Source organism: Rathayibacter sp. AY1E8 (assembly GCF_002931415.1).
Taxonomy (GTDB): domain Bacteria; phylum Actinomycetota; class Actinomycetes; order Actinomycetales; family Microbacteriaceae; genus Rathayibacter.
In genome coordinates, this window is record NZ_PSVI01000012.1 from 1 (window position 1) to 18615 (window position 18615).

Below are 18615 nucleotides of genomic sequence, written 5' to 3' on the forward strand. Positions count from 1 at the left end.
GACGAGGTGTGCTCGGCGGTCGTCGAGTACGCGCAGGCGCTGGCGAACGTGGGGAAGTCGGACCTGGTCGTGGTGCCGTCGCTCTCGGACGGGGGGCTGATCGGGGACGGCGGGCGAGCCCGGTGGAGTCGGGCCCGCCGCCTCAGCCGGCCGAGCGGATCCCTCCGGTCGGACCCCAGGCGACTCCGGCGCCGCCCGCGTCGCCCTGGTAGTCGTCGGGCGAGAGGGCCATGCCGCTCGCGACGAAGTCCGCGGTCGCCGCGCAGTCCGTGACGACGACGTCGCCGTCGGAGCGCGCGAGCCCGTAGAGGCAGACGGACTCGTCGGCGAGCTCCGCGGCCGAGAAGGAGTCGAGGCTGAGGGTGGCGAAGTAGTCGACTCCGGCGATGCTGCCCAGGTAGCGCGTCGGCCCCCAGTGAAAGACGCGGAGGCTCGCGAGGGTCGACAGCGGGCGCGTGGCGACGTCGTCGGGGACGGCCCAGGGCTCGGTGAAGACCTCCAGCGACGGGCGAGGGGCCAGCGCGACGGAGGCGGCCGTGCCGAGGGCGGCGAGCCCGAGCACGGCGACGAGCGCGGCGATCACCCCGAGGCGGCGGCGCGGGCGGGGCGTGACGGAGGTGCGGGAGTCGGCGTCGTCGCCTCCGGTGGTCTCGCCGGTCTCGTCCCCACCGGTCCGGCCGCTCGCCGTCCCGCGGCCGATCCGGCCCTCGGCCGCTGCGGGCCCGACGGACGCGGCCAGTCCCGCGACCGCGGCGTCGAGCGCCTCCTCCCGCTCGCGGAGCTGCGCGCGCAGCAGTGCCAGCTCCTCGAGCGCCGCGGGGTCCGCCTCCGCGCTGAACGCCCGGCGCTCGAGCGCGGCCCGCTGCCTCCGCTCCTCCGGCGACGCCCCGTCGCGGCGCCGCTGCAAGGCGGCCCGGCCCCGACCGCGACCGCCCAGGGCCACGTCGAGCGCCGCCTCCGTCGCGGCATCGAGCTCGTCGAGCAGCCGCGCCGCGCGGGCCGGCGTGACCGCGGTGCCGACGGACGCCGGCACGTCAGCCCCGGTCGCGGACGGCGCGCGCCAGCGACTCGAGGCGCTCCCGGTACTCCGGCCACCACTCCTCCGGCACCGGCGGGAGGTTGTCGCCGGGCGTCCGGAGTCCGACCCGCCCGTCGATCAGCTCGCGGACGATGTCGGCGTGGCCGGCGTGCCGGTGCGTCTCCGTGGTGATGTGGACGAGGATCCGGTGCAGCGTCACGTCGCGGTTCGTCCACCAGGGGACCTGCCCGGGAGCGTCGAGCGGGAGGGCCGCGACCGTCGCGTCGGAGTGGGCCCACACGCGGCGGTACAGCGCGACGACGTCGGCCGGGGACTCGTCGGCCGTCGCCCACATGTCCGAGTTCGGCTCCGACTCGTCCTCCATCCACGGCATCGGCTCCGGGAACGGCCGCCCGAACACGGCGCCGAGGTAGCCCGCCTCGGTGCCCGCCACGTGCTTCACCAGGCCGAGCAGGTTCGTGCCCGTCGCGACCAGCGGCCGCCGCACGTCGTACTCGTCGAGCCCGTCGAGCTTCTGCAGCAGGGCGTCGCGCCCCTCCTGCAGGTAGCGGAGGAGGGTCTGCTTCGCGTCGTCGCTCATCCCCCCAGCCTGCCGCGCCCGTCCGAGCCGCGCCAGAGCGGTGCCGGAGCCGCGCCGTGCTCAGACCGCAGGAAGGATCGCCCCGCGGGCACCGGGATCCGCGGATCCACGGCCCGCCGGAGCGATCCTTCCAGCGTTGTGCACGGGTCAGGCCGGGACGCCCGCTCCCGCCCGCTGGACCCGCGTGCCGACGAGGCGCTGCGAGGAGGCGTCGACAGCGGCGGCCGGGCCGACCAGCTCGAGCGCCGTCTCCGTCTCGCGCGTCGCGCAGTCCGGGCCCACCCACAGCTCGACGCGGCCGGGCTCGACGATCCGCACGCCCTCGCGTCCGGTGAAGGCCAGGCGCGCGGCCGGGACCTCGAAGCGGACCTCCGCCTCCTCGCCGGGCTCGAGCGCGACCCGCGCGTAGCCGAGCAGCTGCGCCACCGGCCGGGTCACGCTCGCGAACACGTCGCGGGCGTACAGCTGCACCAGGTCGGTGCCCGCCCGCTCGCCCGTGTTGCGGACGCGCACGGTCGCCGTGAAGGAGCCGTCCGTCGGGGCGGACTCCTCGGCCGCCAGCTCCGTCCGGGCGAAGTGCGTGTACGAGAGCCCGTGGCCGAACGGCCGCACCGGCGTGCTGTCGGCGGAGGTCACGTCCGACGGCCCGCCGAGGATCGGGTGCAGGTACGAGAACGGCTGCGCCCCGGCCGAGCGCGGCAGCGAGACCGGCAGGTGGCCGGAGGGGTCGACCCGTCCCGAGACGACGCCCGCGATCGCGCCGGCGCCCTCCTCCCCCGGGAAGAACGCCTGCAGCACGGCGGCGGGAGCCGACGGCCCGTCGAGCGCCCAGCCCACGGCATAGGGGCGGCCGGTCAGCAGCACGAGCACGACCGGGGTCCCCGTCGCCACGACGGCCTCGACCAGCTCGCGCTGGCGGCCCGGGAGCTCGAGGCTCTCGACGTCGTTGCCCTCGCCGACCGTGCCGCGGCCGAACAGGCCCGCCCGGTCGCCGACGACCACGATCGCCACATCGGAGTCGGCGGCCGCCCGGACCGCCTCGGCGATCCCGGAGTCGTCGTCCCCCTCGACCGAGCAGCCCTCGGCGAGCAGCAGCTCGGCCGAGCCGAACTCGTCGGCCAGCGCGTCCGCGACCGTCGGGATCTCGAAGCCCAGCGGCACGCCCGGGTGGTGCGCCAGCACGTGGTTGGCGAAGGAGTAGCAGCCCATGAGCGCGGGCGCGCTGTCGGCGTTGGGGCCGATCAGCGCGAGGCGGTGCGGCGCAGCGAGCGGCAGGACGCCGTCGTTGGCGAGCAGCACCACCGACTCCTCGGCCAGGCGGCGGGCGATGTCGCGGTGGGCCGGCGAGTCGAGGTCGATCGACTCGGGGGCGTCGTCGAAGCGCGCGTCGAGCAGTCCGAGCCGCTCCTTCTGCGCGAGCACCCGCAGCACGGCCCGGTCGACGAGCGCCTCGTCGGCCTCCCCGGCCCGGATCCGCGCGGCCAGCGGCGCGAGGAACGCGTCGCCCGTGGGAAGCTCCACGTCGATCCCCGCGGCGAGCGCCAGCTCGGCCGCCTCGCCCAGATCGGCGGCGACCGCGTGCATGAGGTGGAGGAACGCGACCGAGAAGTAGTCGGCGACGACCACGCCGTCGAAGCCCCAGCGCTCGCGCAGCACGCCCGTGAGGTAGGTGGGCGTCGCTCCGACCGGGTCCCCGTCGATCTCGGCGTAGGAGTTCATCACCGAGCGGGCGCCCCCGTCGCGGATCGCCATCTCGAACGGCGGCAGCAGCACGTCCGCGATCTCGCGCGGTCCGGCGTGCACCGGCGCGTGGTTGCGGCCGCCGCGGGAGGCGGAGTAGCCGATGAAGTGCTTCAGCGTCGCGTCGACGCCGGTGGACTGCAGCCCCTGCACGTACGCGGTGCCGATCGTGCCGACCACGTACGGGTCCTCGGCGATGCACTCGTCGACCCGGCCCCAGCGGGGGTCGCGGATCACGTCGAGCACGGGCGCCAGGCCCTGGTGGATCCCGAGCTCGCGCATCGAGCCGCCGATCACGGCGCCGAGCTCGGCCACGAGCTCCGGGTCGAAGGAGGCGCCCCAGGCGAGCGGAGTCGGGAACGTCGCGGCCTGCCAGGCGGCGAGCCCGGTCAGGCACTCCTCGTGGACGATCGCCGGGATGCCCAGCCGCGTCTCCTCGACGAGCCGGCGCTGCTCCGCCCACAGCCACTGAGCGCGCTCGAGCGGATCGACGGGGCGCGTGCCGTAGACGCGGGTCAGCTGGCCGATCCCCTCGCGGGTCGCCTCGGCGTACCCGGTCGAGGTGGCCATCTCGCCGGCGAGCGGGGCGACGACCTCGCCGCCCTGGTCGACCCAGTAGCCGACCAGCTGGGAGAGCTTCTCCTCCAGCGTCATCCGGCCCAGCAGCTCGGTGGTGCGGGCGGACGGAGCCTGGGGGTCCTCTGGTGCGTGCGGTGCGGTCACGGTGCGACCCTCTCTGCGGGTGGGGCGACGGGTGCGGACGGGACGGGGGACGCGGCGGACGGGCGGAGCGATCCGCTCATCCCTTCACCGCCCCCGTCAGCCCGCCGACGATGCGGCGCTCGAAGACGCTGAAGAAGATCAGCGCCGGGATCATCGACAGCGACACGAAGGCCAGCACCTTCGCCGTGTCGACCGAGTACTGCGACGAGAACGCCTGCACTCCGAGCGGGAGCGTGAAGGTGGACTCGTTGTTGAGGATGAACAGGGGCAGCAGGTAGCTGTTCCAGCTCGCGATGAACGCGAGGATCCCCGTGGTGATCACGCCGGGCATCGCCAGGCGCACGACCATCCGGAAGAAGAAGCCGATCCGGCTGCAGCCGTCGATGAAGGCCGCCTCCTGGATCTCGTCCGGGATCGCGCGGAGGAACGGCACCAGGATGATGATCGTCGTCGGCAGGCCGAACGCGATCTGCGGCAGCACCACTCCGGCGAGCGAGTTCATCAGGCCGAGGCTCTTGATCACCAGGTAGAGAGGAGTGATCGCCACAGTCATCGGGAACATCAGGCCGGCGGCGAAGAGCGCGTAGAACACGCCGCGCCCGGTGAAGTCGTAGCGGGCCAGGACGTAGCTCGCCATCAGGCCGAGCACGACCACGCCGAGCGTCGTCGCGAGGCCGGCGATGGTGGAGTTGCCGACCTCCTGCCAGAAGACTCCGCCGGTGATCACGTCGAGGTAGTTCTGCACGTTCCACGGCGAGGGCAGGCCCGCCGGGTCGGTGGTGATCTGCGCGTTCGTGCGGAAGCCGCCGAGGATGATGTACGCCACCGGGGCGAGCATCAGCGCGATCACGACGATCGCCACGACGTAGGCGATCGTCGTGCCGCGGCCCAGGGGCTGACGACGCCGCTTCACCGCGAGAGGCCGAGGGGTCTCCGGAGTGATCGGCGGGGCCGTCATCGTCGTGCCGGTCATCGCTTGTCTCCCGTCAGTGCGCCCGCCGTGTCGCGCCGGAGCACGAAGCGCTGGTAGAGCAGCGCCACCACGAGCGAGATCAGGAACAGGACCACCGCGACGGCGTTCCCGTACCCATAGTTGCCGGCGTTGCGGCCGTTGGTGACCAGGTAGATCGCCATGGTCGAGGTGCCCGCGGTCGAGGACACGTACTGGCCCCAGATGATGTAGACGAGGTCGAACAGCTGCAGTGCGCCGATGATCGACAGGAACGCCCAGATCCGCAGGGTCGGCGCGAGCAGGGGCAGGGTGATCCGCCGCTGCACCTGCCAGTAGGAGGCGCCGTCGATGGCCGCGGCCTCGGACAGCTCCTCGGGGATGCCCTGCAGACCCGCGAGGAAGAGGATCACGGCGAAGCCGATGTACTTCCACGTGATGATCAGCATCAGCGTCCAGATCGCGATCGCCGGATCCGAGAGCCAGTCCTGCTTCAGCGCGCCGAGGCCGACCTTCTCGAGCAGGCCGTTGACCGCGCCGCTGGTCTGGAGCATCAGGCTCCAGCCGGTGCCGACGACGACCTCCGAGATCACGTACGGCACGAAGATCAGGACGCGGATGATCGACTGCCCGCGCAGCTTGCGGTTCAGCAGCAGCGCCAGGAGGATCGCGACCGGCCCCTGGAGCACGAGCGAGAGCACCACGATGATGCCGTTGTGCGCGAGGGCGTCGTGGAAGGTGGGGTCCTGCAGGATCGTCAGGTAGTTGCGGAAGCCGACGAAGTCCGTCGGCACTCCGTAGCCCTGCCAGCTGAAGAAGCCGTAGTAGGCCGCCATCACGACCGGGAAGATCACGAAGGCGAGGAAGACGATCAGCGCCGGGCCGACCAGGAGCGCGATCTCGAAGCGCCCCGCCCAGCCCACGCTGCGGCGGCGCCGGCGCACCGGAGGCGTCGAGGTGACGCCTCCGGTGCGCGCGGTCCCGCGGGGCTCATCCACTCCGAGGAGCGGGCTCTCGCGGAGTGCCATGGTGGCTAGGCCTTCGCCGCGGCGGCGTTGACGGCCTCGACCAGCTGCTCGGGGTCGCTCTTGCCTGCCAGCAGGTCGACGACTCCGACGTTCAGCGCGTTGCCGACGTTGAGGCCGTAGACGGTGTCGAGCCACTGCGAGACGTACGGGGCCGAGTTGTAGGCCTCGAGGATCTGCTGCAGGTACGGCTCGGTGACCGCCTCCTGCGCCACGGTGTTCACCGGGGGCGCGTTGAAGGCCGCGTAGTACTCCTTCTGCACGTCGGAGGTGGCCAGGTAGTTGAGGAAGTCGACGCACTCGTCGGGAGCGCCCGCGGAGCAGGAGTAGCCGTCGACACCGCCCATGATCGCGCCGGCCTCGCCGTCGCCGCCGTCGATCTCGGGGAAGGGGAACCAGCCCAGGTCGGGCAGCGGCTTCTCGTCGGGGGTGAGGGAGGCGATCACGCCCGGGTCCCACGCGCCCATGAGCTCCATCGACGCCTGGTGGTTGGCGAGGAGTCCGGCCGAGCTGCCCGCGCCCTGCTGGGCGGCGGTGGTGAGGAAGCCCTCGTTGAACGGCTCGGTCGCCGCGAAGTCCTGCAGGTCCTCGCCCGCGCGGACCCAGCAGTCGTCCGAGAAGTCCTTGGTGTCGGCCGCCTCGGCCATGGTGTCGGCGCTGCACTCGCGCAGCGCGAAGAAGTAGTACCAGTGCGCGGCGGGCCAGGCGTCCTTCGCGCCGAGCGCGACGGCCTGGGCTCCGCTGCCCTTGATCTTCGTGATCGCCGAGTCGAGCTCGTCGATGGTCTTCGGCGTCTCGGTGACTCCCGCCGCCGTGAAGACGTCCTGGCTGTAGAACAGGCCGCCCGGGAGGACGGCGACCGGCATCGCCCAGACCTTGTCGTCGAGCGTGTTCGCCGAGAACGAGCCCTCGGGGATCTCGCTGCGCGCCTGGTCCGAGATGCCGTCGGTGAGGTCCTTCAGCTGTCCGCCCGCGACCATGGCGGCGAGCTTGCCGCCTCCGCGCTGGAGGAAGACGTCGGGGGCGTCGCCCGAGTTGAGCGCCGTCTGGAGCTTGCCGTCGAGGTCCTCGTTCTGGATGGCCTGCGACTCGATGGTCACTCCGGGGTTCGCGGCCTCGAAGTCCGCGATCGTCTTGTCCCAGAACTCCTGGCCGGGGCCCGTGGTCGAGTTCTGCCAGAGGGTCATCGCGACGGTGCCGTCGCTCGATCCCGAGTCCTGAGCCGAGCAGCCGGTGAGGGCCGCGACCGTGCCGAGCAGGGCTGCTGTCGCCACTGCGATCTTCCTGAACTTCATCGTCCAACCGTTCTCTTCATCGAGGGCGCCGCCTGGTGCACCGGCGCCGTGGGGGTTCCCGCCTTCGCGGGTGGAGTCAGTGTCCGCAGTGCTTGCGAAAGTGGTCAAACGTTTTCGAAATGGTTTTCGAAGCACGGGTTACAGTCGGCCACATGACCACCCGACCGACCATCCACGACGTCGCCGCTGCCGCCGGCGTCTCGGTGGCGACGGTGTCCAAGGCCGTGAACGGCCGCTACGGCATCGCCCCCTCCACCGCCACCCGCGTGCTCGAGGTCGTGCGCGAGCTCGGCTACGAGTCGAGCCTCGTCGCGAGCAGCATGCGCTCCCGGCGCACGGGCGTGATCGGCGTGCTCGTCGCGGGGTTCGAGCCGTTCAGCGCCGAGATCCTGAAGGGCGTGGGGTCGGTGCTGGCGGAGTCGCGGTTCGACCTGCTCGCCTACTCCGGCTCCCACGAGGGCGAGCAGGAGGGCTGGGAGCGGCGCTCGCTCAGCCGGCTCAGCGGCACCCTCATCGACGGGGCGATCATGGTGACGCCGAGCGTGGTGAGCGCGCCCTCCGACATCCCGCTCGTCGCCGTGGACCCGCACACCGGCCGCGCCGACCTGCCGACCGTCGAGTCCGACAACTTCGGCGGCGCCCTGCTCGCCACCCGCCACCTCGTCGCCCTCGGGCACCGCCGCATCGGCTTCGTCGCGGGCCGCGGCGACCTGCGCTCGGCGCGGCTGCGGGAGGCCGGCTACCGGGCGGCGCTGGCGGAGGCCGGCATCGCCTTCGACGAGCGCCTGCTGCGGGTGGGCAACTACCACCGCGACACCGCCCGGCGGCCCGCCTCCTCGCTCCTGTCGCTGCCCGACCGCCCGACCGCGGTCTTCGCCGCCAACGACGTCTCGGCGCTGGCGATCATCGAGACCGCCGCGCACCTGGGCCTCGCCGTGCCGCATGACCTGTCGGTGATCGGCTTCGACGACGTGCCCGAGGCCGCCCGCTTCGATCCGCCGCTGACCACCGTCCGCCAGCCGATGCAGACGCTCGGAGCGACCGCCGCCGAGATGCTGATCGCCCTGATGGCCGGGCGCGAGCCGCGCTCGCTGCACGTGCAGCTGCCGACGCAGCTCGTCCGCCGCGCGACGACGGGACCGCCGGCATGAGCGGCGACGGGACCGCCGGCATGCGCGACGAGCTGGAGGACGACGGCCCGACCGCGGTGCACGCCGCCCTCTTCGATGCGCTGGAGCTGGTGGACCTGCCCGCGCTCGAGGCGCTGCTCGACGAGCGCTTCGTGATCGAGCACCCGACCGGCCTGGTGCAGTCGCGGGAGGAGTGGCTCGCCGACATCGACGAGGCGCGCAAGGAGTACCACGAGATCGACCACGTCGAGAGCGCCCTCTCGGGCGGCGCCGCGCACCCGGTGCTCACCTCCCGCACCATCACCGAGGCGACCATCGGCCGCCTGCACGCGACCTGGCGGCTCCAGCTGACGAGCCGCCTCGTCCGCCGCGACGAGGGGTGGGTGATCACGCGGACCGTGGTGACGAGCTGGTGAGGCGGGCGGACCGGCGCGTCCGCGGCCGGCTGCAGGCGCGGCGGGCAGGATCGACACCGTGCTCCTCCAGGTCGTGACCCGCTCCGCCCGCCCGGCCGCCGAGATGTTCGACCGGGCGCGCGACATCGACCTGCACATGCGCTCGCAGGCCGGCGCTCGCGAGCGCGCGGTGTCCGGGACGACCACCGGGCTGATCGGGCTCGGCGAGCACGTGACCTGGAGCGCCCGGCACTTCGGCGTCCCGCTCCGGCTGACCAGCACCGTCACCGCGTTCGACGCCCCGCACTCCTTCGTCGACGAGCAGACCCGCGGGCCCTTCGCGACCTTCCGGCACGAGCACCGCTTCGAGCCCGACGGCTCCGGCTCCGTGATGATCGACCGGCTGGAGTACTCCGCCCCGCTCGGCGTCCTCGGGCGGATCGCGGAGCGGCTGGTGCTCGACCGGCACCTGCGGCGGCTGCTGGAGGAGCGCGGCGCGTTCCTCGCCGGACGCGACCGGTGAGGCTCCTGATCCGGACCCTGCTGACGCTCGTCGCCGTCGCCGGCGTCCTCTCGCTCGCGACGACCTCGGTCCTGTTCGCCCTGTCCTCCCTCGACACCGGCCGGGACGCCGGCGAGCTGCTCCTCCCGCTGGCCCGAGCGCTTCTGGCGACCGCCGTGACGGCGGCCGTCGGCGGGCTCCCCTACTCCGCGGGACGGGGTCGCGCGCCCTGGCCGGTCCTCTGGACCGCTTCTACGGTCTGCATCCTCGCGATCGCCTGGATCGTGGTCTCGATCGCGGCGTGGACCGACGCGGGCGACGGGACGGACGCCGTCGTCACGCTGCTGACCGTGATGCCCGCCGCCTGCTGCTCGATCGCCGCGATGCCGGTGACCGAGCTCGTCCTCCGGGTGGGAACGCGCAGGATCGGCGCCCGCTAGCGGATCCGTCCCCGCCGCTTGACCTTGACGCTGCGTCAACCCGTACCGTCGCTTCCATCGCCGCCGAAGTCACCGGCGACGCGGAGACGGAGGGCGCTGTGGAGCAGGAGTGGACCGTGCACGAGGTGGCGCGGCTGGCCGGTACGACCAGCCGGACGCTGCGGCACTACGGGGCCGAGGGGCTGCTGCCGCCGAGCCGGGTGGGCGCGAACGGCTACCGCTACTACGACGCCGCCGCGCTCGTGACGCTGCAGCGGATCCTGCTGCTGCGCGACCTCGGTCTCGGGCTGCCCGAGATCGGGCGGATCCTGCGGCGCGACGCGGAGCCGGTGGCCGCTCTCGAGCGGCACCTCGACGTGCTCCAGGAGGAGCGCCGACGGCTCGACCGCCGCATCCGGGCGGTCACCGGGACGATCACCACGATGAGAGAAGGGAACGGGCCGATGGCCGAGGAGATGTTCGACGGGTTCGACCACGCGGAGCACCGCGAGGAAGTGGAGCGCCGCTGGGGTGCTCCGGCGTACGCCGGCGGCGACCGCTGGTGGCGCTCGATGAGCGCGGAGGAGCGCGAGCAGTGGCAGCGGCGGCAGGCGGACCTCGCCGACGCGTGGACCGCCGCGGCGGCGAGCGGGGCGGGTCCGACCGGGGAGGAGGCGCTCGCGCTGGCCGAGCGGCACCGCGCCTGGCTCGCCGAGGTGCCGGGCACGCCCCGCGACGCGACCGGCGGCCCGAGCGACGAGTACCTGCTCGGGCTCGGCGAGATGTACGTCGACGACGAGCGGTTCGCGGCGCACTACGGCGGAGTCGCCGGCGCCCGGTTCGTCCGCGATGCGCTGCGGGCGCTGGTCGAGCGGCGGGGATGACGGAGGTCTCGTCGGCCGCAACGCGACCCCGCTCCGGAACGGCATGATCGCCTGATGGGACGCATCCGATTCAGCAGTCCGGGCTGGGACGAGGACACCGATCGGGGGCCCGCGCCCGACCCCGACCGTGCCCGGTACTCCCGGGACGACGGGGCGAGGTTCACCGCGATCACGCTCACCTGCCTGTCGGTTCTCCCCGCGATCGTCCTCACGGCCGCGTTCCTCCTCGTGCGGCTCCCTCCGCTCGACCGCGACGACCAGCCCGACTGGACGGCGCCGCGCGCGGAGGTCCTGGCTCCGTGGCTGCTGCTGTTCCTGCTCCCGCCGCTGGTCACAGGGCTGCTCGCCCGTCTGGTCGGCGGGCGGGACTCCTCCCACGGGTTCGGTCGCTCCGCCGCGGTCTGCCTCGTGGTGATGGCGCCGTTCCTCGGGCTCTCGGCCCTGTCGCTCCTCGGCTAGGCGCTGCCACCGCTCACGCCTGCAGGACCACCGCGCCGTAGTGCGTGCCCGCGCCCGTGCCCACCAGCAGCACCGACTCCCCCGGCCGCACGCGCGAGCGGTGCAGGGCCAGCGGGATCGCGCTGCCGATCGTGTTGCCGACCTCGCCGAGCGTGATCGTCATCCGGTCGCGGCCCCAGAGGCGGGCCATGCCCTCGAGCCCGGCCGCGCTGGTCTGGTGCGGGACCACGCGGTCGATGCCGGGGAGCCCGGTCGAGAGGCCGGGCCGCACCTCCTCGAGGAACGCCGGGAAGTGCCGCAGCGCGTCGACGAGCAGCGCCTTGCCCTGCATGTCGAAGCGGAAGTCGGCGAGCCGGTCCTGCGCCTCCTCGATCCGGATCCGCGAGCCGAAGCCGCGCAGCTCCGCGTGGCGCACACCGCTCGGGCGGGTGCGGAAGTGCGTGGTGACCAGGCCCTGCCCCGGAGTCTCGGCGCGTCCGATCACGACGGCGGCGGCCGCGTCGCCGAAGAGCAGGGCGCTCTCGGGCTGGCCCGGGTCGATGCCGCGGCTGCCGCAGTCGGTCGAGACGATGAGCACGGTGTCGGCGCGACCCGTGGCGAGGAGGAATCCCGCCTCCTGCAGAGCGAAGAGGAACGACAGGCAGGTGGCGCCGACGCTGTACGCCGAGACGTCGTCGAGGCCGAGTCCCGCCGCGAGCAGCGCGCCTCCGTCCGGGATCGCCTGCAGCTGAGTGCCCGAGGCGTTGAGCACCACGTCGACCGTGTCGAGCCCGGCCGCCGCGAGCGCCCGACGGGCGGCGAGCAGGCCGAGCTCCAGCGGGTCCTCGTCGTCGGTGACCCAGTGGCGGGTGCGCACGCCGGAGCGGCGCTCGGCCTCGTCGGCGGGCAGGCCGCAGAGCGCGGCGACCTCGGCGGTCGTGACGATCCGCTCGGGCAGCGCTTCGCCCGTGCCGAGGACGCGGAGCGGGAGGAGGTCGGGCACGCGGGCCCCTTCCTGCCCCGGGACGTGCGGAGCGAATCCCTGTATAGCGCGCCTCTGCACCTCCGCGCGCACTGTTCGGCGCGGTTTGACGGCACGGGCCCCCGCCGACACCATGGTCCCGGAGCGGGGGACGGATGGACGCGCGCGGTTTCTGGGTGGTCGTGCCCTTCCTCGACGAGGAGAAGCTGCTCGGCGGCGCCCTCGACGCGCTCGCCCGCCAGACCGATCCGGACTTCACCCTCCTGCTCGTCGACAACGGCAGCACCGACGGCTCGCGCGCCGTGATCGAGGAGTTCCGCCGCCGGTGCCCGGAGCGGCAGGTCGCCGTGATCGACGAGGCGCAGAAGGGCACGGGAGCCGCCTCCGACACCGGCTTCCGCCACGCGATCGCCGAGGGCGCGACGGCCGTCGCCCGCACGGACGCCGACTGCCTGCCGAGCGCCGACTGGGTGGCGCGCCTCAAGGCCGACCTCCGCGGCGGCGCCCGCTTCGTCGGCGGCCGCCTGTCCCCGCGGCGGGACGAAGCCGTCTACCGCTGGTACGACGGCGTGCTCGGCACCGCGCTGATCCGCCTGATGGAGCACGCCCCGGGCGTCTTCTACCGCCGCCCCGGCCAGCGGTACCGGATGTTCATGGCCGCCGGCTGCAACCTCGCGATCGACGCCGCGCTGTACCTCCAGGTCGACGGTTTCCCGCGCTCGAGCATCGACGACACCGACGAGGACCTGGAGCTGCACCTGAAGGTCTGCCAGGTGATCGGGCGGAGCGAGGCGCTGCTCGACAAGGACGCGGTCGTGCTGATGTCGATCCGGAAGGGCAAGGCGCTCGGGTACCTGGGGATCCTGCTCTGGTACTGGGGCCGCAAGCGCGGGCTGGAGGTCGTCGATGTCCGCTGAGCGCCGGCGCCGCGTGCTGATCACCGGGGCGACGGGCTTCCTCGGCGGCTACGCGGTGCGCGAGTTCCTGGCCGCGGGCGACGACGTGCTCGCCACCGGTCGCGCCCCCGAGGCGCTGGCGCGGCTGGAGGAGGAGGGCGCCACGGTCCTCCGCGCCGACCTCGCCGAGCTGGGCGCGACGGACGTCGAGGCCGACGTGCTCGTGCACGCCGCCGCTCTGTCGAGCCCGTGGGGCACGTGGAGCGAGTTCGAGCGCGCGAACGTCGCGGGGACGGAGGCGATGATCGCGCTGGCCGAGCGCTGCGGGATCCGCCGCTTCGTCTTCGTCTCCTCGCCGAGCATCTACTCCGCCCGGCGCCACCAGTACCTGGTGCGGGAGGAGGAGGTCGACGCCGGCAGCCGGATGAGCCTCTACATCCGCAGCAAGATCGAGGCGGAGCGGCTGCTGCAGGAGGCGCACCGCGCCGGCCGGATCCCCGAGCTCGTGATCCTGCGCCCCCGCGGCCTGATCGGCGTCGGCGACCCCAGCCTCCTCCCCCGCTTCGTCGCCGCGAGCCGCCGCCGCGGCATCCCCCTCTTCGACGGCGGTCGGAACCCCGTCGACATCACCTGCGTCGAGAACGCCGCGCACGCGCTGGTGCTCGCCGCCGACGCTCCCGTGGCCGACGGCGGCGTCTACAACATCACCAACGGCGAGCCCGCTCCGCTCGGCGACCTCCTCGAGCGCTTCTTCGCCGCGATGGGCGAGGAGCCGCGCTTCATCCGGGTGGACCTGCGCGTGCTGACCGCGCTCGCCGAGATCCTGGAGCGGGTCTACCGGCTGCTGCCCGGCCGCGAGCCGCCGTTCACCCGCTACACCGTGGCGACCCTCGCCTACGCGCAGACCCTCGACATCTCGCGGGCGCGGACCGAGCTCGGCTACGAGCCGACCGTGCCGCTGGCCGAGGGCATCCGCCGGGTCGGCGAGCACCTGAGGACGACGCGTGGCTGAGTCGTCGCTGCAGGTGATGGCGTGCGGGAGCACCGTCTTCCCGCTGTCCCGGGTGTTCCGCGGGAAGGGGCTCCCCCGCCGCGTCTTCCCCTCGAACGTCTTCCTCTACACGCACGCGAGCGGCCGGCGGGTGCTCGTGGACACGGGCTACCCGCCGACGTTCCGCGGAACGGGCCTCGTCGGACGGCTGTACGAGCGCATCCTGCCCGCGACGGTGCCGGACGACGAGACCGTCGACCAGCGGCTGCTCGCCCTCGGCCTGACCCCGGCCGACGTCGAGTTCGTGGTGCTCACGCACCTGCACCCGGACCACGTGGGCGGCGTGCGCTGGTTCCCGGACGCGACGTTCGTGCTGTCGTCGGGCCAGGTCGCCTCCGTGCGGCGGAACCGCGTGCGCGAGGGGATCTTCCGCGCGCTGCTGCCGCCGTGGTTCGCGGCCGGGATCGTGGCGGACGAGCAGCCCGCGACGACGATCAAGGGGCTGACCGGATTCGACCTGTTCGGCGACGGGTCGCTGCTCGTGGTGCCGCTCCCGGGGCATGCGCGCGGGCACCTGGGGGCGCTCGTCGAGGGGCGCGTGCTGGTGGCCGGCGACGCGGCGTGGGGGCGGGAGTTCCTCGGCTGGTCCGGGCGCCTGCGCCGGCTGCCGCGGTTCATCAGCGACGACGCGCGGGCGCACGAGCGGACGTCCGAGTTGCTCGAGCGTGTGGAGGCGGAGGGCGTGCGGCTGTGCTTCTCGCACGACGCGTATCCGGAGGGGGACGTGCGGCTGGGTGGCGCGGCACCCGTCGGCAGGAAGTCGCCGACCTGACGGCGGGACGGCTCGCGTCGTACCCTCTCGTCCATGACGGACTACGCCCGACCGGCAGTCGCGGACCGCGTCTTCATCGGCGAGGACGGCCGACCCATCCCCTACGGCACTCGCTGGCAGGGTGATTCGCCTCCGGACGAGAGCTACTCCGTCACGAGAGATCTCGAGCGTTTCCAGCCGCTGCACACCGTCGCGGACGCCCTGCTCGAGCACCTCGAGCGCACCTACGACGTCACGGTCGAGGACGACCCGGCCCTGGCCTCACGAGACGAAGCGGAGATCTCCTGGGCCGCCCGCGCCGTCCGCGTGACGCCGCGGTCGGTCGACGCCGCACCTCTGACGATCGTCTGGACCGTCTTCCCCGGCGTCCTCCTCCACGCCGGAGCACTGCACCGCTTCAACTACCCCGTCTGCGGCTGCGACGCCTGCGACGACGAGTGGACCGCCCTCGCGGACGACCTCGAGCGCACCGTCTTCGACGTCGTCGCGGGCCGCTACGAGGAGAGCATCGCCGCCGGGAAGGACGGCATCATCGTCGGCTACCGCATCGGGAGCGGCAGTGAGCTCGGCTGGTCGAGCGGCTACAGCAACGACGTCGGGGGGCATCACAGGATCGGCCACGACGGGCAGCAGCTGACCGCGCCCTTCAGTCGAGTGTGGGAGGCCTGGCCGGAACGCTGACGCCGCGGCCGGCAGACTCTCGCGAGGTCATCGACCCTGTCCGAGGAGTGACGCGCCTGCCGCCTCGGGCCGCGAGATCTCGAGTTCCGATGCTCGACCAGCCTCTAGCGGTCGTCAGCGGGGCAGGTCCTCGTAGGGGACGCGGCGGCTCAGCCAGGCGAGCAGACCGGCGGCGAGCGCCGCGATCGCCGCAGGGATGAGCAGCAGCCAGAGGGCCGAGGTCACGGCGACGAGGACGAGCGCCGCCGCGGCGACGCCGGCGCCGATCGCGAAGTTCCAGCGCACGTCCGTCGCCACTCCGCCCTCCGGTCGCGCCCACAGCACGACGAGGGCCGTCGCGATCGGCCCGAGCAGCAGCCCCAGCACGAACCAGCGCCAGCGCGAGCGGCCCTTCTGCTCGGCCAGACCGGCGGTGACGATCGCGAGTCCGAACCAGATCCAACCGGAGTCCTGGGTGAGTGTCATGCGTGGAGCCTAGGGCGCGGGCAGGATCGCCCCGGAGAGGTCGCCGGTCGGGAGCGTGGGCCCGTCGCCCGCGTCTCCCGCCCAGCGGTCCACGGCTCGGCCGCCGACCTGCACCGCTACCCGGGCACCACCACGAAGGCGACCCCGACGACGAGGCCCAGCACGAGAGCCACCGAGCCGAACCCGATCAGGAGGGCGAACGTCAGCGGACGGGTCTCCTGGAAGCTCATCGTGCCGGGGATCAGCTCGTTGATCTCGGCGGGGCTGAGCGTATTCTCCAGGGCGGGCGGCGCCTCGATCTCCCGTTGGCGAGCGGCTCCGGTCAGGCGCGCCCACACGCTCCGGCCACCGGTGTGCACGCCACGCGCCGCCGGCGAGAGCGGTGTCGTCACGGCGGCGACGACGGCCCGCAGATCCTCGAGCTCCCAGTCCGCCCCGCGGAGCCGCAGCGACCGGCTTCCGTCCGACAAGAACAGGATGAGCGACGGTGGCAGATCGATCCCCTCACTGTTGGGGCCGGCGGGCACCCAGGCGAGCAGCGCCTTCACCGACGGGTCGGCCCGCTCGAAGGTCACGACCCTGCCTCGAGCGTCCGTGCACTCGATCGCCCGGTCCGAGATCCGGAGCGACGCGGTGGCGAGGAACCGCCGATTGCGGAGCGCCAGCACTCCGACGATCACCAGAGCCACCACGGTGGCGAAACCGAACAGCCCGAGGTAAACGGCCAGCGCCGCACCGCGGTCGTCGGCGACCACGACTCCCCAGACGCTCCCCGCCAGCAGGACCAGCGCGGGGAGGACGGCGACGGGCCTCAGCCGTCGCGACTCGTTCTTCTGCCGGGCCCTCGAGGGCCGGAACTCGCGAACCGGCTCCGAGCGGTCCGCCCGTCGCCGCCCCATCAGGCCGACGCGACGGACGGAGAGCCAGTGCGGACGCGGTTCCGAAGAGGGTCGTCGAGGATGCGGCGCATGGCGTCAGGGTAGCGGTGGCGTTTGGTCGTGCCGCGCGGGACGTCGGCTGACGACAGGTCGGCCCCTCCCGAGGTGCTGCCGCCGGGCACGATCATCCGAGCGAGGGCTCGTCCGGGTCGACAGACTGGGCTGGTGTCCTCACCGATGACGATCCGCGCCGTGCCGACCTCGGCCCAGCGTGAGGAGATGTACCTCAGGCTCCATCTCGCAGAGAGCAGGCGAGTGCTGCCTCTCGCGGCCGTCCCCGGCGATCGGCCTCCTCAGGACCTTCCGTACCGGACCGCGCACTCGACGCACGCGGGACGCCGGGCGCGGCGGCAGCCCGCCGGGGGCCGAGCGCCCTGACGCGACTCCCGCGCCGCCGGCCACACGACGCCCCCACCCGACGCCCACGCACCCACTCCAGACAGGACCCGCCATGACCTCCTCCCTCTCCCACCCGGCGAGCCGCTGGGCTCTCGACCACATGCCCCTCACCGCGCAGGCCGTCCGGGAGCTCGCTCCGGTGCTCTCCGGGAAGAAGCTGGCGATCTGCCTCCACGTCGAGCCCAAGACCGCCGCCCTCGTGTCGCTCCTCGTCGAGGCCGGAATGGACATCGCTCTGACGGGCTCGCCCGGAACAACGAAGGACGACGTCGCCGACGACCTCCGCGCCCTCGGCGTGCACGTGCACACGAAGCAGAGCGACGGCGAGGCGGAGCACCTCCGCAACATCGAGAAGGTGCTCGAGCACGATCCCGATCTCACCCTCGACAACGGCGCCGACCTGACTCTCCGGCTCATCAACTCGGGCGTCCCGGACCACTACCTCGGCGGCACCGAGGAGACCACCACCGGCGGCATCCGCCTGCGGGAGAACAGCGCGACCCTCCCGCGACCGGTCGTCGTCATCAACGACTCGCCCCTCAAGCTGATCGTCGAGAACGAGTACGGGGTCGGCCAGAGCGTCGTCCAGGGCTTCATGAACGCCACGAACCTCATGATCCCGGGCACCCGCGCCGCGGTCATCGGCTACGGCCCGTGCGGACGCGGAGTCGCCGACACCCTCGCGCAGCTCGGAGCGCGGGTCTCCGTCGCCGACGTCGACCCGATCCGCTCGCTGCAGGCGATCCTCCGCGGCCACCGCGTCGGACCCGTCGCCGACGTCCTCTCGGACGCGCAGTTCGTCTTCACCGCCACCGGAGCATCCGGCGTCATCGGCGCGGCGGAGATCGACGCCTTCGCCGACGGCGCTGTGATCGCGGGCGTCGGCCACTTCCCGTGGGAGATCGACGAGGAGGCCCTCGCGGCCGCCACCGAGTCGACCACCGAGTTCGCCGACGGACAGCGCCGGCAGGGCATCCGCCTGAAGAACGGCAAGCGGATCGTCCGCCTCGAGAACGGCCGGATGATCAACCTCACCGCGGCCGGCGGCAACCCGATCCAGGCGATGGACCTCGGCCTGACCCTGCAGGCACGGAGCCTCGCCGCTGTCGTCACCGCGGACCTCGACGCCGCCGTGCAGCCCGTCCCGGCCGACGTCGAGCACCGCATCGCGACCGACCTCGTCGCCCTCCTCAGCCGCTGAGGAGCGCCGGGCAGGAGGGCCTCGTCGGGCGCAGCGGGTCGGGATCACGACCCCGCTGCGCCGACGTCGGCGCGGTTGCCGGCAGCAGGAGCAGGCATCCGTGGCCGCTCC

General features: G+C 73.2%; 20 protein-coding genes. 11 read left to right on the plus strand and 9 right to left on the minus strand.

The annotated features are described in order from the left end of the window. Positions 1–142 precede the first annotated feature (142 nt). The 6 genes from C5C74_RS05030 to C5C74_RS05055 all read right to left on the minus strand — a co-directional run bounded on the left by C5C74_RS05030 (position 143) and on the right by C5C74_RS05055 (position 7351). Positions 143–1033: a hypothetical protein gene (locus tag C5C74_RS05030; protein ID WP_104351096.1), complete on the minus strand. Its 891-nt coding sequence runs from the start codon at positions 1031–1033 to the stop codon at positions 143–145. Position 1034: 1 nt separating this feature from the next. Beyond that, on the minus strand, positions 1035–1619 hold the full coding sequence (locus C5C74_RS05035; protein WP_104273753.1) for a DinB family protein: 585 nt from the start codon (positions 1617–1619) through the stop codon (positions 1035–1037). A gap of 147 nt (positions 1620–1766) precedes the next feature. Beyond that, positions 1767–4013 carry a glycoside hydrolase family 3 N-terminal domain-containing protein gene (locus tag C5C74_RS05040; RefSeq protein WP_104273752.1) on the minus strand — a complete coding sequence of 749 codons (2247 nt, stop codon included), beginning with the start codon at positions 4011–4013 and terminating at the stop codon, positions 1767–1769. Positions 4014–4158: 145 nt separating this feature from the next. Further along, a complete protein-coding gene (locus C5C74_RS05045; protein WP_104224899.1) occupies positions 4159–5055 on the minus strand; it encodes a carbohydrate ABC transporter permease in 897 nt (298 codons plus the stop codon). Next, positions 5052–6059 carry a carbohydrate ABC transporter permease gene (locus C5C74_RS05050; RefSeq protein WP_104226347.1) on the minus strand — a complete coding sequence of 336 codons (1008 nt, stop codon included), beginning with the start codon at positions 6057–6059 and terminating at the stop codon, positions 5052–5054. Before C5C74_RS05050 ends, C5C74_RS05045 begins: the two co-directional genes overlap by 4 nt. Positions 6060–6064: 5 nt before the next feature. Continuing rightward, complete coding sequence (locus C5C74_RS05055) at positions 6065–7351, minus strand: ABC transporter substrate-binding protein (protein ID WP_104250419.1); 1287 nt, start codon at positions 7349–7351, stop codon at positions 6065–6067. A gap of 152 nt (positions 7352–7503) precedes the next feature. Between C5C74_RS05055 and C5C74_RS05060 the strand changes: the two genes are divergently transcribed. The 6 genes from C5C74_RS05060 to C5C74_RS05085 all read left to right on the plus strand — a co-directional run bounded on the left by C5C74_RS05060 (position 7504) and on the right by C5C74_RS05085 (position 11140). Further along, the gene (locus tag C5C74_RS05060) at positions 7504–8502 is read left to right on the plus strand and encodes a LacI family DNA-binding transcriptional regulator (protein ID WP_104224902.1); all 999 of its coding nucleotides are present in this window, start codon (positions 7504–7506) and stop codon (positions 8500–8502) included. Beyond that, positions 8499–8897 carry a nuclear transport factor 2 family protein gene (locus tag C5C74_RS05065; RefSeq protein WP_104273750.1) on the plus strand — a complete coding sequence of 133 codons (399 nt, stop codon included), beginning with the start codon at positions 8499–8501 and terminating at the stop codon, positions 8895–8897. The genes C5C74_RS05060 and C5C74_RS05065 overlap by 4 nt, the downstream gene beginning before the upstream one ends. A 58-nt stretch (positions 8898–8955) precedes the next feature. Next, a complete protein-coding gene (locus tag C5C74_RS05070; RefSeq protein ID WP_258064099.1) occupies positions 8956–9399 on the plus strand; it encodes an SRPBCC family protein in 444 nt (147 codons plus the stop codon). Then, entirely contained in the window at positions 9396–9818 is a 423-nt protein-coding gene (locus C5C74_RS05075) for a hypothetical protein (protein WP_104288605.1), read from the plus strand. Before C5C74_RS05070 ends, C5C74_RS05075 begins: the two co-directional genes overlap by 4 nt. Before the next feature lie 98 nt (positions 9819–9916). Further along, positions 9917–10681, plus strand: coding sequence for a TipAS antibiotic-recognition domain-containing protein (locus C5C74_RS05080; protein ID WP_104288604.1), 765 nt, complete (start codon positions 9917–9919; stop codon positions 10679–10681). A gap of 54 nt (positions 10682–10735) precedes the next feature. After that, positions 10736–11140, plus strand: a complete 405-nt coding sequence (locus C5C74_RS05085) for a hypothetical protein (RefSeq protein WP_104288603.1) — start codon at positions 10736–10738, stop codon at positions 11138–11140. A 13-nt stretch (positions 11141–11153) separates the two neighbouring features. On the opposite strand, the gene C5C74_RS05090 is transcribed toward C5C74_RS05085, so the two are convergent. Continuing rightward, on the minus strand, positions 11154–12122 hold the full coding sequence (locus tag C5C74_RS05090; protein WP_219812206.1) for a 3-oxoacyl-ACP synthase III family protein: 969 nt from the start codon (positions 12120–12122) through the stop codon (positions 11154–11156). 134 nt (positions 12123–12256) lie between these two features. Between C5C74_RS05090 and C5C74_RS05095 the strand changes: the two genes are divergently transcribed. Genes C5C74_RS05095 through C5C74_RS17290 form a run of 4 tightly spaced genes read left to right on the plus strand, consistent with a single transcriptional unit; the run spans position 12257 to position 15501 of the window. Beyond that, positions 12257–13018 (plus strand): glycosyltransferase, encoded by a 762-nt coding sequence (locus C5C74_RS05095; RefSeq protein ID WP_104261373.1) that lies wholly within the window; start codon positions 12257–12259, stop codon positions 13016–13018. Further along, a complete protein-coding gene (locus C5C74_RS05100; protein WP_104339089.1) occupies positions 13008–14009 on the plus strand; it encodes an NAD(P)-dependent oxidoreductase in 1002 nt (333 codons plus the stop codon). Before C5C74_RS05095 ends, C5C74_RS05100 begins: the two co-directional genes overlap by 11 nt. Continuing rightward, complete coding sequence (locus C5C74_RS05105) at positions 14002–14820, plus strand: MBL fold metallo-hydrolase (RefSeq protein WP_104351097.1); 819 nt, start codon at positions 14002–14004, stop codon at positions 14818–14820. The genes C5C74_RS05100 and C5C74_RS05105 overlap by 8 nt, the downstream gene beginning before the upstream one ends. Positions 14821–14853: 33 nt before the next feature. Further along, positions 14854–15501, plus strand: coding sequence for a DUF6226 family protein (locus C5C74_RS17290; RefSeq protein WP_181134647.1), 648 nt, complete (start codon positions 14854–14856; stop codon positions 15499–15501). A gap of 114 nt (positions 15502–15615) precedes the next feature. Here the strand turns inward: C5C74_RS17290 and C5C74_RS05115 are convergent, their stop codons facing one another. Next, a complete protein-coding gene (locus C5C74_RS05115; RefSeq protein WP_104224914.1) occupies positions 15616–15966 on the minus strand; it encodes a hypothetical protein in 351 nt (116 codons plus the stop codon). A 116-nt stretch (positions 15967–16082) separates the two neighbouring features. Beyond that, a complete protein-coding gene (locus C5C74_RS05120) occupies positions 16083–16865 on the minus strand; it encodes a hypothetical protein (protein ID WP_104351098.1) in 783 nt (260 codons plus the stop codon). Positions 16866–17355: 490 nt separating this feature from the next. Here C5C74_RS05120 and C5C74_RS05125 point away from each other — a divergent pair, with 490 nt between their 5' ends. Beyond that, the gene (locus C5C74_RS05125) at positions 17356–18504 is read left to right on the plus strand and encodes an adenosylhomocysteinase (protein ID WP_104351099.1); all 1149 of its coding nucleotides are present in this window, start codon (positions 17356–17358) and stop codon (positions 18502–18504) included. Positions 18505–18615 lie beyond the last annotated feature (111 nt).

Bases quoted from the DNA above. Each gene is read 5' to 3' on its own strand.
- C5C74_RS05040 (WP_104273752.1), bottom strand. From the start codon at position 4,013: ATGACGCTGGAGGAGAAGCTCTCCCAGCTGGTCGGCTACTGGGTCGAC.
- C5C74_RS05125 (WP_104351099.1), top strand. From the start codon at position 17,356: ATGACCTCCTCCCTCTCCCACCCGGCGAGCCGCTGGGCTCTCGACCAC.
- C5C74_RS05045 (WP_104224899.1), bottom strand. From the start codon at position 5,055: ATGACCGGCACGACGATGACGGCCCCGCCGATCACTCCGGAGACCCCT.
- C5C74_RS05115 (WP_104224914.1), bottom strand. From the start codon at position 15,966: ATGACACTCACCCAGGACTCCGGTTGGATCTGGTTCGGACTCGCGATC.
- C5C74_RS05100 (WP_104339089.1), top strand. From the start codon at position 13,008: ATGTCCGCTGAGCGCCGGCGCCGCGTGCTGATCACCGGGGCGACGGGC.
- C5C74_RS05060 (WP_104224902.1), top strand. From the start codon at position 7,504: ATGACCACCCGACCGACCATCCACGACGTCGCCGCTGCCGCCGGCGTC.
- C5C74_RS05055 (WP_104250419.1), bottom strand. From the start codon at position 7,351: ATGAAGTTCAGGAAGATCGCAGTGGCGACAGCAGCCCTGCTCGGCACG.
- C5C74_RS05065 (WP_104273750.1), top strand. From the start codon at position 8,499: ATGAGCGGCGACGGGACCGCCGGCATGCGCGACGAGCTGGAGGACGAC.
- C5C74_RS05085 (WP_104288603.1), top strand. From the start codon at position 10,736: ATGGGACGCATCCGATTCAGCAGTCCGGGCTGGGACGAGGACACCGAT.
- C5C74_RS05050 (WP_104226347.1), bottom strand. From the start codon at position 6,059: ATGGCACTCCGCGAGAGCCCGCTCCTCGGAGTGGATGAGCCCCGCGGG.
- C5C74_RS05120 (WP_104351098.1), bottom strand. From the start codon at position 16,865: ATGGGGCGGCGACGGGCGGACCGCTCGGAGCCGGTTCGCGAGTTCCGG.
- C5C74_RS05035 (WP_104273753.1), bottom strand. From the start codon at position 1,619: ATGAGCGACGACGCGAAGCAGACCCTCCTCCGCTACCTGCAGGAGGGG.
- C5C74_RS05095 (WP_104261373.1), top strand. From the start codon at position 12,257: ATGGACGCGCGCGGTTTCTGGGTGGTCGTGCCCTTCCTCGACGAGGAG.
- C5C74_RS17290 (WP_181134647.1), top strand. From the start codon at position 14,854: ATGACGGACTACGCCCGACCGGCAGTCGCGGACCGCGTCTTCATCGGC.